11 protein-coding genes are annotated in these 17,063 nt (G+C 39.2%); 5 read left to right on the top strand and 6 right to left on the bottom strand.

What is annotated here, in order from left to right:
- The first annotated feature begins 70 nt into the window (after positions 1-70).
- The gene (locus tag ND811_RS16010) at positions 71-1,360 is read left to right on the top strand and encodes a PilZ domain-containing protein (RefSeq protein ID WP_265353095.1); all 1,290 of its coding nucleotides are present in this window, start codon (positions 71-73) and stop codon (positions 1,358-1,360) included.
- On the opposite strand, the gene ND811_RS16015 is transcribed toward ND811_RS16010, so the two are convergent.
- The 4 genes from ND811_RS16015 to ND811_RS16030 all read right to left on the bottom strand — a co-directional run bounded on the left by ND811_RS16015 (position 1,352) and on the right by ND811_RS16030 (position 7,086).
- Positions 1,352-2,515, bottom strand: coding sequence for a tetratricopeptide repeat protein (locus tag ND811_RS16015; protein ID WP_265353094.1), 1,164 nt, complete (start codon positions 2,513-2,515; stop codon positions 1,352-1,354). The two genes, ND811_RS16010 and ND811_RS16015, sit on opposite strands and share 9 nt — an antisense overlap.
- 85 nt (positions 2,516-2,600) lie before the next feature.
- Positions 2,601-5,153: a penicillin acylase family protein gene (locus ND811_RS16020; protein WP_265353093.1), complete on the bottom strand. Its 2,553-nt coding sequence runs from the start codon at positions 5,151-5,153 to the stop codon at positions 2,601-2,603.
- 3 nt (positions 5,154-5,156) lie between these two features.
- Entirely contained in the window at positions 5,157-6,359 is a 1,203-nt protein-coding gene (locus tag ND811_RS16025) for a hypothetical protein (protein WP_265353092.1), read from the bottom strand.
- Positions 6,360-6,429: 70 nt separating this feature from the next.
- On the bottom strand, positions 6,430-7,086 hold the full coding sequence (locus tag ND811_RS16030) for a transglycosylase SLT domain-containing protein (RefSeq protein ID WP_265353091.1): 657 nt from the start codon (positions 7,084-7,086) through the stop codon (positions 6,430-6,432).
- A 162-nt stretch (positions 7,087-7,248) separates the two neighbouring features.
- On the opposite strand from ND811_RS16030, the gene ND811_RS16035 reads away from it, so the two are divergent.
- The 4 genes from ND811_RS16035 to ND811_RS16050 all read left to right on the top strand — a co-directional run bounded on the left by ND811_RS16035 (position 7,249) and on the right by ND811_RS16050 (position 12,367).
- On the top strand, positions 7,249-9,630 hold the full coding sequence (locus ND811_RS16035) for an ATP-binding protein (protein WP_265353090.1): 2,382 nt from the start codon (positions 7,249-7,251) through the stop codon (positions 9,628-9,630).
- 147 nt (positions 9,631-9,777) lie between these two features.
- Positions 9,778-10,584: a hypothetical protein gene (locus tag ND811_RS16040; RefSeq protein ID WP_265353089.1), complete on the top strand. Its 807-nt coding sequence runs from the start codon at positions 9,778-9,780 to the stop codon at positions 10,582-10,584.
- 40 nt (positions 10,585-10,624) lie between these two features.
- Positions 10,625-11,431 (top strand): hypothetical protein, encoded by an 807-nt coding sequence (locus tag ND811_RS16045; RefSeq protein ID WP_265353088.1) that lies wholly within the window; start codon positions 10,625-10,627, stop codon positions 11,429-11,431.
- 153 nt (positions 11,432-11,584) lie between these two features.
- Complete coding sequence (locus tag ND811_RS16050) at positions 11,585-12,367, top strand: hypothetical protein (protein WP_265353087.1); 783 nt, start codon at positions 11,585-11,587, stop codon at positions 12,365-12,367.
- Positions 12,368-12,489: 122 nt separating this feature from the next.
- Here the strand turns inward: ND811_RS16050 and ND811_RS16055 are convergent, their stop codons facing one another.
- Complete coding sequence (locus ND811_RS16055; protein ID WP_265353086.1) at positions 12,490-15,669, bottom strand: efflux RND transporter permease subunit; 3,180 nt, start codon at positions 15,667-15,669, stop codon at positions 12,490-12,492.
- Positions 15,647-17,059, bottom strand: a complete 1,413-nt coding sequence (locus tag ND811_RS16060; RefSeq protein WP_265353085.1) for a TolC family protein — start codon at positions 17,057-17,059, stop codon at positions 15,647-15,649. Before ND811_RS16060 ends, ND811_RS16055 begins: the two co-directional genes overlap by 23 nt.
- Between the last annotated feature and the right edge of the window lie 4 nt (positions 17,060-17,063).

Genomic DNA, 17,063 nt, shown 5'->3' on the forward strand with positions numbered 1-17,063 from the left:
CTGTCGTTTCCTAGCACATTTTCCTTGTGAGAAAATCGATTTTCGCCTTTCAATAATCGATAATTTTAGTATGGCAATTGGAAGATCCGATTCGATGCAGGAACTTATAACGATCCTAGAATCGTTATTTGAAGAGACAATCATCGGTTCCGATGTCAATATCGTAAAACATCTCTTTTATTATCTCAAAGCAGACAACAGAGAATTCGAATTTATCTACGAAGAAGATATCGTTGTTGCGGCCGTAGAAGAAATTGAATCCCATACGGTTACTTTAATGATTCCAGATTTGGTGGAACAGGGATCCAGACGAGCCCGTGTCCGTTTTGAAGTAATGAACATTAACTACCAGTTTGAGGTGGTTATTCTAGATATCCAAAAAGATAAAACGATAATTAAAACTCCGACCGAGTTACAATCATACCAACTCAGAACTAACAAACGAATTCCAGTAGATGATTTGTTTATGAACTTTATCATTCTGTTTAGAAGTTTAACTGGAGGTTCAAGGGAAGTAGGTAAAAATCTTTACGCCGAAAGTCGCTTCCCTCACCTAATGAAAGAGGTACGAAAAGATAGACCTGATAGCAAACTCATCAATGTGATGTTAACTGAGGCTATCGAACGAATTTCCAAAGATTATGAAATTCATTTTTTCCAACCTGACGAAAAACTAAACGAATACGATGACTTTATTAAAAAAACCATTCTAAGAACTGGAAAAACCATTTATATATCCGATTGTAATCGAATTACTTCTTATATCAATGATCCAGGTGATGATGTTCTTTTTAATTATTTTAATGAACATAAAGAAATGGCAAAGGAATTCGGAGAAGAATTCGCCTTGGATTTTTTTGAATCTATGCGCAAACACGAATCGCGCAATTTTTATGTTTCTTATGTGATTACACCCATTCGATTGTACGAAGATGTCGTTGGGTTTATCAAAGTCCATTCTACTGCGATGGAACGATTTACTATTTCAAATAACCAAGCAGTCTATATTTTTGAACTGGCTGAAATCATTAGCTATGTATTCACAAAAATTGCCATCCAACATGGTAGTTATGAAACTATGCAATCCACGACAAAAGTTGTTGACATATCTCTCGATGGACTCCTCTTCGAAATTTATGATAAACGTTTGTTTCAATATTTAAAAAGGCATAATATCATTAAAATGTTCATTCCCTTAAACAAGGAAAGAACCATGATCATTCGAGGAGAAATCATTCGATTTTTAGATAAAGGGGATCATTATCATCTTGGGGTAAACTATTTCAGTTCGGCCCCGGATGATATGTTACATCTAGAATCTTATTTATTTGAAAAGAGTATGAAAATTTTATCAGAGTGATCCAGATTGTTTTTCAGCTAACCGGATGGCATTCAAAAGGTCTTCTGACAAAGTAGTTTCTCCAGTGTAGTAAAGGCGCAATAACTTTCCATGTTCTATCAGTTTGTTTCGATATTCTGTTTCTTTGACAGAACCACGTGTTTCTTTCCATTTTAAATTATAGAATTCACAAGCCAGTTTATGGAGATAATAATCTGATTTTCTTAATGAATAGGCTTTCTGTAAATATTCTTCCGAACGTTCCGACCACTCATCTCTTTTTTTACGACCATCTACTCCGATATCAGCCATATTCGAATGCAAAAGATTTAAAAAAGAAGTTTCAAAACTATAAAGCCAAACCTCGTAATTCTTAGGATAAAGATTTCGCGCTTCCTTTGCCACTAGTGGCATAAGATCCAATTGTTTTTTGTTTTCCTTCCCTTCTGCTTTAAAATAGAAAGTTAAAAATCGCAAATAATCGATCAGAAATAACAACCTTTCTTGAGCATTCGAAAATCGTTCTCTATTTTTCCAAGCCATCGAATATTCAAATGCAGTCGAGACATATCCTTCCCCATCTTTCCAATGAGCTTTACCAAGCGCATAATGAGAATCAGGTGATCCTTGGTCAAGAGAAACAGAATGTTTGTACATTCTGAGGGCTTCTTCCATTTGCCCTTTGGCAAAATAATGGTCGCCTTTCTTTTTAGCCATAAAGGCTTCATCGTATTTTGTGGTATCCAATAACCTTGCGGCTGTTACAGGTCGATCTTCAATAAGTCGCAAATATCCTTCTCCGCGAACCTGCCATCCAAAAAAAGTAGTTTGGTAAACGGATTTTACCGTGATCATTCCCACAATGTTTCCATCCCGAAATGTTTTGTGGTCTTGGTTCTTTTCTAATAAATACAATGTTTGACCAACTCGAATTCCTTTCGGGTCACCCACTTTAATTGTTACAGTGTCGGGTCTTGTGTCCACTTCCAGTTCCTGTGAAAGTGTATCCACTTCATAATAACTGGCTTTTTCAATCCCTACAACCTCCCCCACAACAATCATCCGAAGTGGGTCAAGTGAGGCTTGGCTACGAAATGCAAAGGCTAACCGATCGGAAGACGATTGGGCAAAAGCTGACGTAACAAACAAAATAAAAAGGAAGAAGGAACGAAACATCTGGTTTAAAGATCGGCCAAAAAAGAATCTTAGGGTGCAGAAAAACTGAATTCCCCACAGGTCCCGCGGGGAATTTTTTTAGAAACTACTGAGGTCGGAATTCCAATCGGAATTTTCCAGCCCCCACTTGCTCTTTTGAATACAAGATTTTCCTATGAACCCCACTTATATAATCATCCACTAAGTTCCCATAAAAGGGACTTGCAAGGTTTCCGCTATTCCCGATGGGAAGTTGGGTTACGGAATCCTCAAAGCGGCCATAATCAATCACTCTCCTTTTGGATGGACCGGCAGTAGCCGTCCAATCTTCTTTCATCAGTTTGTATTTTAAATTATTAACCACTTCGGCACCACCGGCAGAAGGAAGCGGACCAATATCAAAAATACCACCTATCAGTGGCAATACGCCGAGTGGATGAGGGTGTTTGATTTTGTATAAATTTTTCCATGTCCAAAGGCTCGGAGATGCAGAAAGATGTGTTTCTAAATACCGACCTGTTTCCTCAATCGATCTTTTGAGAATATCTTCTCTCGTTTCGATAATTCCTTCAGTTCGTAAGTCATCCCAATAGGGAGAATTTGTATTCCTTACGAATCGGCGATATGCATTCCAATACTCTGCCATATCTCCATATAACTCAAAATTGGCGGGACCCATCTCATCAATTAACAATTCCCGAAGAGTGATATAAAAGAATACATCGTAAACAGCAGCTCCTTGCGACTCGGGGAAATGTTCAAAATTCCATTTTTTTAATATCCCCAGAACTTTTTTGCCATTGGGAGTTTTTGCTTCTTTGACCGTTGATAAAACAAGATCTAAATACTCAGGTGCAAAGGAAGAGACGGTATCGTTTTGGATTGCTGCGAGGTCTTCCAAACTCCACTTTTCTTTTGTTTCCAAAATACCAACTAACCTTTGAAAACGATCAGGTGGTTGCCAGTTTCCTTCTGGTTTTCCAAGCCCGGTGAGAGATTTACTTGTCACTTGGTTGTTTGCTGTGACGATGATTCCATTTTTTGGATTGATGATCTTTGGATTGTCTTTTGCCGAAACATAACCAACCACATCATTTTCACCAGTTGAACCTTCTAAAATTTTACGAGAATTACCCGATTTTAAAATCGGAAATCTTCCCACAGCATAATAAGCAATGTTTCCATTTTTATCCGCATAACTAAAATTTAGACCTGGTGCCCCAATCATTGAAGAAGCAGAATCAAGTTCTGCAAATGATTTGGATTTTCCCATTTGAAAAAGAACATCAAGAAGTGGGTTTTGTACATGATGGTGAGCCCAATACAAACTCACAGGCCTTCCCTTAAATCCTTTGATATGTTCTGTAATCAGAGGACCGTGATTTGTGATCCCTACTTCAAATGGAATTTCGGTTCCATCCTTTTTACGAATTGGATCGCGATAATAAGTTAACTCTTTCCATGTATTTCCTGCTTTGAATTTTCCACCTTCGATGGTTTCTAAATACAAGTTAACATCATCTTGTTCCAACATGGTAAGCCCCCATGCCTTATCTCTGTTATGTGCGATGAGAGGGAAAGGAATGATAGATAGAAAATATCCATAATTTTCATATCCTGGATATTCAATATAGGCTTCATACCAAGCCCCAGGATTGGAAAGAGCGATATGTGGATCATTGGCAAGAACGGCACCTCCACTTTCAGAACGACTGGGAGCCACAAGCCAAGAGTTACTACCTTCTAACGGCTCAATCGGTAACTGCAATTGGTTCACAAAAGAAACGAGTTGTTTTAGATTTAGAACATCCTCTCCACCCGATTGCTTTTTGATCTGAAGATTTTGGGAAAGCTTCGGAGAAAGAATTCGTTTCTCAGTGGAAGTCAAACTTGAGTTTTGTTTCATGGATGGATTTATTTTTTCGATATCCTGACCGTAAGCTAACCGCTGTACACCCGGTTGTGTTTCCAGAATCGTCGCATTGGTTTCAAAATCATAACGTGGGAAAAGTTCGTTTGCAGACCTACCCTTAAGTTCCGACTCCATAATGGTGTACAAACTGTCCGATTTGATTCCTTCCGCAAAAGAAAAACCCATATAAAACAAAAAAGAAATAGCATCTACTCGATCAAAGGGTTTCGGTTTGATTCCAAGAATGGTATACTCAATTGGCAAATTGTCTTCAGATACGAAATGATTTACCCCATCCAAAAACCAGTCTAGTTGCTCCCATGCCTCAGGATAAATATGATCCTTTTGATTGGCATACTCTTCCGCCGTTTTTTTTAAGAGAAGAGATTTCAAAAACTGATCTGTGGGAATGAGTTTTTCACCAAAAATTTCAGTGAGTTCCCCTTTCCCAATTCGTCTTTGTAATTCCATCTGGAAAATACGATCCTGGGCCATTGTATAACCTAACGCAAAATAGGCGGAACGTGCATCGCCTCCTACGATATGAGGAATTCCTGCTTCGTCTCGGATCACAGTCACAGGAGAAGTTAGCTTATCAGAAATAATTTCTCCGCTATACTTAGGTGCTTTTAAGGCAACAAGCCCCCAAAACAAAAGATGTAAGGTGACGGGAAGGGTGAGAATCAAAAGAAGAAAGAGACTCACGTATGGTCTCTTTCGGATGAATTTTTTTGTTTTTTCTAACATAGGTTATTGTAGTGCTTTGATTTGACGAATGCGATTTTGTTTGTCTGCCGAATCCCACGCTGCATTCGAGAAGGATTCCACTTTATAATATTTTGTTTTGTATTCCTCTTTGTATGGAACAACGAGTTCACGATCTGGTTCTGTTGTTTTTGCCGCTTGGATTTTTCTGAGACCTTCTGCCCCTTGGTTAAACCATTCAGGATCAATGGGTAAGTTTACGCGGTGTCCCCGAAAGGATGTCGCAATGTATGGACCATCTAAATCTTTATCACGAAGGATTTTTCCAAAAAAAGTAAATTCTACTTCGTTAGAACCAGAAACCAAATCGCCATCATATACTGCATATGCGATATATTCTCCATTCTTTTCGTCTTTTAAATTTGCTTCTAAATGGTACTTCCCTTTTTTATAAACATTCACTACTGCGCGAACAATCAATGATCCATCTTGTAAAGAATCAGAAAAAACTCCGTTAAATTCAGCTGGAATGGAAGGACTAGAAAAGAAACTCGAAGTAAGCGTTGTTTTTAAATTTTCTGGTCCGTAAGTGATTTCTGCAACAAGAGACATTTGTCCCCAATCTGCTTTTTGTGGTTTCCAAGAGAAAGTGAAAATATTATCCCCTCTCGTTTGGTCTCCATCAGTTCCATTGTCATTCACAGAAGCGCTGACAACTCCATACCTTTGTCCTTCCCATTCTTTAAAAACTTGATGAGAATCGATAGATACCTTCACTCGATTTCTTGCTTTGTCACGACATTCTAATGTTACGTACATCATATCTTTGTTTCCGATCACGGCCCAAGTTTTCGGTTGGAATAAACATACATAGCCCGTTGGTTCGTTCGTTTTTGGATCAATGGAATAATCAGGGGAAGTTTCAATAATGAAAGGGAAAGCCAAATCATGATTGAGAATGGACATCGGTCTTGAGAAAGGAGGGTATTCAGCCCATTCTAGATACTTTTCTAAAATATATTCAGGAGTGGCGCCATCGTCAGGAATCCCACCGGATCCATCTGATCCACTTCCAGAACTATCATCACCTTGCGTTGGATCTGAGCTACTTGCCATCCTTTCTTGTCTGGCTTTCTCTCTAGCATCTTGATCAGAACCAACATTATCCTTAATGAAAAAGAAGATAAGGCCAATTACGACCAATATAACAACTGCTAGATACACACCGTATCTACGAATTAAATCCATACGCTCCCATCCTTTTGTTTTATAAAACGGATAAGAGCCTTGTCGGTTTTAAAACTATGTAAAGTAAAATTTAGATAGAAAGAAGACTCGCAACCGTTTCGGATATCAGGCTTTGTGTTGGAGTGGGCATTGATTTCCATTCATCATAATACCGGTACACTGATCGCGAATACTCTGGAATCCCTCCAAATCGTTTATAACCACCAAGTCCAGCGTTGTATGATAACAATGCTGCCTCCAAGGAATCAGTGCGTTCGATTAAGTAATTCAAATAAAGAACACCAATGTACAAATTTATTTCTGGATCATATAAGTCCTTGTCAGAAGAAAAAGGAATTCCTTCTTTTTCAGCCAACCACTTGGCTGTTGCTGGCATCACTTGCATCAGGCCAAGAGCTCCTTTATATGATTTAGCTCGTTTATGGAACTGTGATTCTGTATGCACAAGGCCTACCAAAAATCCTAATTTGTCGTGCCGCTCTTTTTGATTTCCACTGGGAAGACGAAGGCCCAGCGCGGCATTTTCCATCGCTTTTACCAACTCGCCTCTTTCCTTGGGAGAAAGGTTTGGCCTGTGTTTGGCAATGTAAGACTCCAATTTCCATTTGGAAGATTCATTACGGACGGAAAGTCCGGCAGAACTGATCTTTCCATAGGATTCTGTTAGGAAAAGGACCAAAATCAGTCCAGTTCCTAGAATTTGAGTGATTGTATTTTGTTTTCGCATTGGGTCCTCTTGGCCGCATTTTTATTTGTGCATCGCACAATAAGTCCATGATTCGACACTACCTCGTAGAGACAAGCCCAATCTTGTGCAACGCACAATAAAAACCAATGCGGGAAACGAAATGCTTGCCGAAAGTCAAATCTCAGGGATTTCTGGATTGGCTTGGCACCCTTACTGAATCTATACAGTTTCTTTTATTTTGGGCTCTGTTTGGTGAGTGGGATAGCCTTTGTCTACTTTATGTCACGAAAGGAGGACTTAACACCCACCTTCCGCGGCCTCCTTGTCCCTTTGTTCTGTCTCTTTTTTTGGTCAGTGGCCTGGTCGATTTGCAATTCATTTGTCGCACCGTGGACTGCCTATGTTTTTGTTTTTTTGAAAAATCCATTCATTTTGGTGTTGGGAATCGCTACCTCAAACCTTGCCTTCGGATTCCAAGAAAATAGTTTTCCAGGCTGGAAAAAATGGAGCCTTCGTATCCATATCATTCTTTCTGTGTTTGCGATTCTTTCCAACGGGATCGGTTTTTTTTTCCGGGACATCCTTTTTGATCCCAAAATGGAATTTTATGTTCCAGACCAACACTCTTCCTCACTTCTTGTCCAACTTTCCATTATTTCCATCGCAGGAACTTTATGTTTAATTCTTGGGAATACAACAACTGTATTAATCGCGAAGTATCTAAAGTTACAAGGTTTACAAAAAAGATATATTGGAGGATTTATTTTAGCGATCCTTGGAATTCTTTCTTTGGCTTTTGCCGATATTCTCGTTGACCTAAATTATTTTAGCAAACCAACCTTTCTTTTTTTACTTACTAACCTAACAATCATTATCATGACCATTCTTGTTTTGGTTTCTCTCAACCAAGAAACAATTCCGTCTACAGTCGGATTCAAAATCATGACATTTAATTTAACCGTATTATATTTAATCCTCTCCATTGTTGCTAATTTTTTATTTAACCGCTTCCGCATAGATTTTCAAAATGAAATGAGTCGTGAAAAACATAGTATCAAAACACAATTGGAATTGGGGTCCACTTATCCTTTTGTTTATCTTTCAGAACTTGTCATCGACATTCAAAATCAAAATTTTCGAATCAATAAAGCAAACTATACAAAAGAAGATATAAAAATTATTCAGAAGATACCCACTTCTTTCGAATCCTTTAAACTACAGTCATTTTCTAGTAATCCCGGTGGAATCTATTGGACTTCGGATTTTTATGCAAAGAATCACCACTTCTTCATTGCAATCCCCTACATTGAATACAGAAACACTGTACACAAAACCGTTGTTTGGCTGATAGTCACATTACTTTTCTCTTTATTTACAATCTTTATGTTATATCCCGTTTTACACAAAACGAGCATCGTTTATCCATTAACTAGGTTACTTGCGGGGATCAGAAAAATGCATTCGGGGGATTTGTTCGTTACTGTCAAAGTATCCAGCAAAGATGAAATTGGTGAGTTATCCAATAGCTTTAATGAAATGATTTCTATTGTTCGTGATGCAAGATTGCAGTTGGAACAAAAAATTAAAGAACGCACAGAATCATTAAACCAAACCATTTTAGAGCTTAAAGAAACCCAAGAGCAACTTTTACAAGCAGAGCGAATGTCTACTCTTGGAAAAATTGCAGCCAGTGTAGCACATGAAATCAATAACCCACTAGCAGCGATTAAAGGAAGTATCCAGTTTATCAAAGATGGTCAGGCTAATGTTGTGGGTTCAGAAAAAACAGAAACAGTTCTTTTAGCAGAACAATTTTTGGAAGAATTCAAAACCCAAAAACGATCTGAAGTTACATCCAGGTTCAAAAGAAAAAAAGAACTCATCGCCTATTTTAAATCCAAATCAGTCCCAGATCCCATTTCTCTGGCAGATACTTGTTTCGATTTTAAAATTGAAACCATTCCAGAACCATACCAAAAGTTATTTGATACCGAAGAAGGAAGAAACACTTTCCAATCCAAACTCAATGATTTTGTCATTGGGTTTCATTTAGGGATTATTGAGACGGCAGTGGAGCGAGCCTCAAAGATTGTTTTTGCCCTCAAACATCATTCCTATGCAGGTCCTAAGGAATCACAAAAACTCCTCTCTCTAAGAGAGGGAATTGAATCTGTTCTTTCGATGTATTCCACTAGTTGGAAACAAAATATCGAAATAGATTGGAAAGTCAGTGGAGATCCGGTCATCCTCGGCCACGCCGACGAACTCGTGCAAGTTTGGACCAACTTAATCTATAATGCTATCCAAGCCTGTCCTAAAGAAGGGGGGAAAATCCAAATTTTTCTACACGAGGAAACAATGGATGCCCTGGTAACTATCGAAGACAATGGCAAAGGAATTCCTGAAGAGATTTTACCCCGTATCTTTGAACCTTTTTTTACCACGAAGGAACTGGGAATGGGCACAGGCCTGGGTCTTTCTATCGTCCAGAAAATCATCCAAAACCACGGTGGAAACATCCATGTGGAAAGTCGTCCCGGCAAAACCCTATTTACAATCCGCATTCCCCTAGCAAAATCCTAGGATCCAAACCTAAAGATTGTCAGAGAAAACCCGACAATGGCAAAAATATGTTAAAATTTTGTCGAAATTTGTAAAAAAATTTCTTGTCAATCTTTTGCCAAACTTATAAAACAAGGAGAACATACCTTTAAAAAATAGGAAAACAAAATGCGAACGATACTAGCAACCATTACGGCAGTCCTTTTAGCGGGATCCCTAAGTGCCCAAACTTACACAGTCTTCATTCATGGAAAATCGGACAAAAATCATAATGGTGTGGGTACTACTGACGTAAACAGCTACTGGGGTTCTTCCGTTAACTCTGTAGGTGGAACAAGAATTTTTATTGGATATGATGGAACAAGCGACCCACGTTCTTATGGATCCTCTCGGGCCCAAACTAATATCGCTACTGGACTTACAAACTATTGCAAAGGATCCAACTCTTGTAAGATTGTTTGTCACTCTGCTGGATGTTATGCGATTGAATATTGGTTGGCTAATCTCGGTTCCACTGCATCGGCAAAAGGATTTAATCTAACAAAAGTCACTGCCCTTGCTGCTGCTTCCGGTGGATCAGAACTTGCAAACGCGCTGAATGGAATCACATTTGGATTTGGTGGGAATGCAATGGACAAATCTCTCATTGTTACCACAGCTCGTGGTGCCTTCAATCACAACAACACTGCTGGTGTTGCCGTAAACCACGTTCCTGGTTACAAAGGTATGATCGGTGCTTCCCTCATCCTTCCTGGAGAAGACGATTATGCTGTAGCATATCACTCTTCTTGTGGTTACAACCGAACTGGCGGATTAAATAAATGCCAAACATCCCTCACTCAATACGAAGGGCTCTGGCCATTTGGATCTAACAAAACATATAACCAATACAGTGGACACTACCGTGCTCCGTCTGTATCATCCACAGGACTTTATCTAGACCACGGCCAAATCAAAACCGAAGGTTGGAGATAGTTAACCGGTATCATTTAAAGAAAGGAAAAGGAAAAAAGAGATGCGTAGCTCAATCACAACAATACTTGCGATGCTGTTTGCAGGATCGCTCAGTGCACAAACTTACACTGTGTTCATTCACGGTAAGTCAGACAAAAACCACAATGGTGTGGGAACAACAGACGTTAACGGATACTGGGGATCTTCCACTAGCACCGTTTCTGGATCAAAGATTTTCATCGGTTATGATGGAACATCTGACCCTAGAACTTACGGAACTGCACGTGCACAAACCAATATCGCTACTGGACTTACAAACTATTGCAAAGGGTCCAACTCTTGCAAAATCGTTTGTCACTCTGCTGGATGTTATGCGATTGAGTATTGGTTGTCTAACCTCGGTTCTACGGCATCATCAAAAGGATTTAACCTAACAAAAGTAACGGCTCTTGCTGCTGCTTCTGGTGGATCAGAACTTGCTTCTGCACTCAATGGAATCACTTTCGGATTTGCTGGAAATGCAATGGATAAGTCTCTGATCGTTTCCACAGCTCGTGGTGCCTTCAATCACAACAACACTGCTGGTGTTGCTGTAAACCACGTTCCTGGTTATAAAGGTATGTTTGGTGCTTCTGCCATTCTTCCTGGTGAAGATGATTATGCTGTCGCATACCACTCTTCTTGCGGTTACAATAAAGCAGGGGGCCTTAACAAATGCCAATCTTCTCTTACACAAAGCGAAGGAATCTGGCCGTTCAATTCTAATGTAACTTACACACAATACAGTGGACACTACCGCGCTCCGTCTGTAACGGCGACTGGTCTTTACCTCGACCACAGCGAAATCAAAACAGAAGGATATCGGTAAGCCGAACTTCCCTTACTTCTCCTCTAAAAAAGGAAAAGGACAGGTCAGCCAAACGGCTGGCCTTTTTTTTGCCTTCTTATTATATAATTTGACATATTTGACTTATTTATGGAATTTGTGTCGTAATATAGAAAATCAGGAAAGGAAAAACAAATGCGAAGAACCATCACCACTGTACTTACGATGCTGTTTGCAGGATCGCTCAGTGCACAAACATATACCGTGTTCATTCACGGAAAATCAGACAAAAACCATAACGGCGTGGGAACAACAGACGTAAATTCGTATTGGGGAACCTCTGCGAATACAGTTTCTGGATCTAAAATTTTCATCGGTTACGATGGAACTTCTGATCCTAGAACTTACGGAACAGCACGTGCGCAAACCAATATTGCGACTGGACTTACAAACTATTGTAAAGGATCAAACTCTTGCAAAATCGTTTGTCACTCCGCAGGCTGTTATGCGATCGAATTTTGGCTGTCCAACCTTGGTTCGACTGCATCAGCAAAAGGATTCAATCTTACAAAAGTAACAGCTCTTGCTGCTGCTTCTGGTGGATCAGAACTTGCTTCTGCACTGAATGGCGTAACATTTGGATTTGCTGGAAATGCGATGGATAAGTCTCTCATCGTATCCACGGCTCGTGGGGCATTCAATCACAACAACACTGGTGGAATTCAGATCAACCATGTACCTGGTTACAAAGGTGCATTCGGACCATCTGCAATCCTTCCAGGAGAAGATGACTATGCTGTGGCATACCACTCTTCTTGTGGATACAACCGCGCTGGTGGGCTTGATAAATGCCAAACTTCTATCGTGAGTGGAAGCACTACTTATACACAATACACTGGACATGTGAGAGCACCTTCTCTAACAGCAGCTGGATTGTATAAGAATCACAGTGAGATTAAAAACGAAGGAACTCGTTAATTCGTTTGTCTGATAAAAAACCCTTTGGTTTCAAGCCAAAGGGTTCGACTGAAAGGCTGAAATTATTTTCAGCCTTTTTTATTTTAAGATTAGATTTTATGATTCGAATTCAAAACCAAAAACTAACCGTGTTTGATCACACCTTGCCTTGATTTTCCGATAAACCAGTAGTATAAAACAGGAACCGCAAATCGACTGAGAACTGTGGCAGCTATTTCACCAAACATAAGTGAGATGGCAAGACCTTGAAAAATTGGATCAAATAACATGACAAAGGATCCAACCACCACGGCTGAGGCAGTCAGTAACATCGGTCTAAAACGAACTACTCCTGCATGGACAACGGCTTCTTTCAGATCTACACCTTTTTTGATTTCTCCTTCGATAAAGTCCACGAGAATGATCGAGTTTCGAACAATGATCCCTGCTCCCGCAATAAATCCAATCATAGAAGTTGCCGTAAAGTAAGCACCCATCGCCCAGTGACCCGGCAAAATTCCAATGAGAGAGATAGGAATCGGAGCCATAATCACGAGTGGAACTGTATAACTTTTAAACCACCCAAGAACCAAAACATAAATGAGTAAAATCACAACGGCAAAAGCACCACCTAGATCACGAAACACTTCATAGGTAATAAACCATTCGCCGTCCCATTTGATCACAGGTTTTGTTGTATTCCAAGGAACATCGGCCGTTTGTGTTTCATATTTGATTTTGGGAGCAAGTTTTAACATCCCATAAACGGGAGCTTCTTCTGCGCCTGAAAGTTCACTCATCACATAGTTGACCGGCTTTAAATTTTTTCGAAAGAGGGCCCGATCTTCTTCCAAATAAGGTTTTCCTAAAACACGTTCTGAGGAAATCACTCCTGACTCCATAGACATAATGTTTTGGTTTTGGAACGGATCTTTAGAACCACGGTAACTTTGAATCACAGAAAGATTCACTGTTACTTCTTCCGGTTCTTCCGCAGTCGCCAAACTGACTAAAGGCGATTCGGAAAATAGGATGGAACCTGTATAAGCAAGAGCAGAAGTTTTGATTCCATAAAGACCTGATTTTTCAAAATCAATTGGGTAAACCATCTTTGGACGACCATTCCTAAGGGATGTATCTAAATCTACTACACTAGGTTCTTCTCGAAAAACTTGATAAATTTCCTCGGCCACACGTTTCCTTTCCTGTGCGGTTGGACCATATACCTCTGCAACCATAGTTGCCATCACTGGAGGTCCAGGAGGGATTTCCAAAACTTTAGTCACTACACCGTAATCTTCACCAAACTTTTGTATGTCGGAACGTAAAGTTTCTATAATCTCATGACTTGATTCTTTGCGTTCATTTTTATTTTTCAAAATCACCTGTAAATCATTCATCGAATCGAGATTACGAAGAAAGGAGTGTTTTACCATTCCCGAAAAAGAAAACGGTGCCGCTTCCCCAGCAAAAATTTGAATTTTCTCTACATTCGAATTTTTTAAAAGGATTTTTGCTAACTCTTCGGTATGACCCATACTTTGATTCAGTGTAGTTTCAGGTTTATAATCTAATAATACCTGAAATTCTTCTTTGTTGTCAAAAGGTAACATCTTTACTTTCACCCATTTGAATCCAACAAATGCCATAGAAATAAACAATAAACCAATGGTAACTGCACCAAAGACGGCTGCATTCTTTTTGAATCCAAGTAACCAATTCATAAAACGAATATAGATTTGGTCTAATTTAGAAACTTTATGTTCACCGGATCCGTTTTCCGTATGAGAATGGTTTTCTTTCAGTAACCTTACCGAGGCCCAAGGTGTAATTGCGAATGCTACGATAAGAGAAAGAATCATTGCAAGGCTTGCACCCACAGGAATTGGTTTCATATAAGGACCCATGAGTCCTCTTACAAATGCCATTGGCAATATAGCAGCTATAACAGTAAATGTTGCAAGGATCGTAGGATTTCCTACTTCTGAAACAGCAACGAGTGTAGCACGAATGATACCTAACTTTGGATTTTCTTCCAAATGCCTCTCAATGTTTTCGACCACAACGATGGCGTCATCCACAAGTATTCCAATGGAAAAAATCAAAGCAAATAAGGTAACTCGGTTTAGAGTATACCCAAGAAAATAATAAATGGCCAAAGTAAGGGCAAGAGTCACTGGAATTGCTATGGCAACCACAAGAGCTGATCTCCATCCCATCCAAAGGGCAATCAGGACTGTAACAGAAATGGTTGCAATCAATAAGTGTTCAATGAGCTCATGCGATTTATCTTCCGCTGTACTTCCATAATCACGAATCACACTCAATTGAATTTCTTTTGGTAAATCCTTTTGAAATAGGTTTGCCCTTTCCAAAAGATCTTTAGATAAATTGACTACGTTTGTTCCTTTCCTTTTGGCAAAAACAATGGTGACTGCATTTCGTTTTCCTTCACCTAAAGATTTATCGTATAAAGCTGAAGATTTAGTTCTTTCTTCTGGTCCCTCTTCTACAAGAGCAAGGTCTTGGATCCGAACCACTCGCCCTCCCCGTTGCGCGACAGGAAGACGTTTGACATCAGATATTTTTTTGAGAACACCGCCAACTTCGATATCCATAATGGATTCAGAAGACCAATTTTTCCCAGCTGGGATCAAAGCATCGTTTTGTTTCAAACTCATTGCTACTTCAATCGCGGTAACACCATATTGATTCAAAAGACTTGGATCAACTTTTACGCGGACTACTTTTTTTAATCCACCTAACATTTGCACAGATGCTAAATCTGGAGTTGATGAAAGTTCACGTGCCAAGGGAGCTACCAATTGTCGTAACTGATAATCATTCATACTTTCTGCACTAAAACTCAATGCCAAAAACGGAACATCATCAATGGAATACGATTTAACTATAGGACTTAAAGTGTTTGAAGGGAGACTATTTTTAACCTCCATCAATTTATGGTGGATTTTAACCAATGAGGGTTCGATAGGCTCGCCAACTTTAAATCGAACGGTGATATAACTTCCATGCCATTTACTTGTTGAATATATATACTCAACACCTTCTAGTCCCCACACGGCCCGCTCTACAAACTCCGTAACTTTACGTTCTGTTTCTTCTGGTGAAAACCCAGGCGCTGGAATTTGGATATCTATCATAGGAACAGAAATCTGTGGTTCCTCTTCTTTAGGTGTTAAGTAAACGGCAAACAATCCTAACACCAAACTAGCGACTGCGATCACTGGCGTAAGTCTCGAATGCAGGAAGGTCTCTGCTAGTCGCCCAGCAAAACCTTTTCTAATTTCTTCCAATGGATTCATTTGCTTCTTCCTTATTTGAAAATAACGACGTTTCTGTTCTTACTTGTAAAACAGCGATTTCTGTTTCCATAAGTACTCGGGATAATTCTAAAGATTTATTTAATGTTTCTGCAAATTGTATGGCATTGATAGCTCCGCTTTGGAAGAGTCTTTGCATATTTACAACTTGTTCTTCTTGGTATTTTACAGTTTCTATTACCAAATCTAAACTCTCTTTTAATGAAATTTCTTTCTGAAAAAGAGACTTTACATGGGCTTCTTCTTCTTTGGTTTTTTCTTCAATTTTTTTTAATGCAGCTTCTGCATTAAGTTTGGATTCCTCTACAGCTCCCATATCTTTTGGATTATAAAGATTCATTTGTAAATACACACCAGCTTGGTAGGCATTCGCTACGTTACGACTTCCTTGGTATCCGTATGCTTCGGAATAAGCACCGATTTTAGGCAAAAACTTTGCCATTTCCATATCGCTTTTAAGTCTTTCGCCCTCAGCATATTTGATCTGTGCATTCATTTGATTGGATCTTTCATAACCAATAGGACGTTTGAAGTGAGTATCTAAAAAGACATTCAAGTCTGATTCTATAATTTCTAAATCAGATGGAGGGAGATCTGATAGAACATATAAAGTCTCTTTATAATCATTGATTTGTAGATCGGATTGTTTTTCTAAAATGGCAATTTGATTTTTGATAGATTTTAATGCAAGATACCCTGCATATCCAACAGGATTCCCTTTATTACCAAGCGAATAATTGGATTGGAATCTAGACTCAATTTTTTTAATTTGTTCTAGTCTGCGTTTGTATTCATTTAAAGTCTGAATTGCCCGGTAATAAAAACCGGTTTGAGCAAATTCACGATCACGGACGGCAAGCCACTCAAACTTAAGACCTGTTGATCTTTTTTCATTCATGGCAGCCAGAGTTTTTCCTGACCCACCTTCGTATAATGGTAAATCCATACCAATTGTCCCACGAGAGTATGTATGACTTCCAGGATAGTTGAGTGTATCTTTTGAAAACAGATTCATAGTATCCGAATTCAATGTCGAATAAGCTTGGTTATTCGAGTCTAGAAAATTTCCAGGTCGATACCTTGTTGAGGCAGTAGAAAAATCGGAATCTGTCGCACTTCTCTGACTTAGTTTTCCCATAAAATTTAATGTGGGATCATTCGTTTGGAAGGTACGTAAATCTGTATATACTCTAGGTAACCAGTGTTTGTCGGATCTATCTTTTGAGATTTCTCCCGCTTTCCATTCTAAATACTTGGCTTTTCTTGCAGATGAATTTTCCTCAATTCGTTTCCACAAATCGTTAAAACCGACGCTCTCCGCAAAGAGAGCCATCGGAACGACCAAAAGCAAAAAGCTAATGATTGATTTCATATTC

This window comes from Leptospira soteropolitanensis, assembly GCF_026151655.1.
GTDB classification, from domain to species: Bacteria; Spirochaetota; Leptospiria; order Leptospirales; family Leptospiraceae; genus Leptospira_A; species Leptospira_A soteropolitanensis.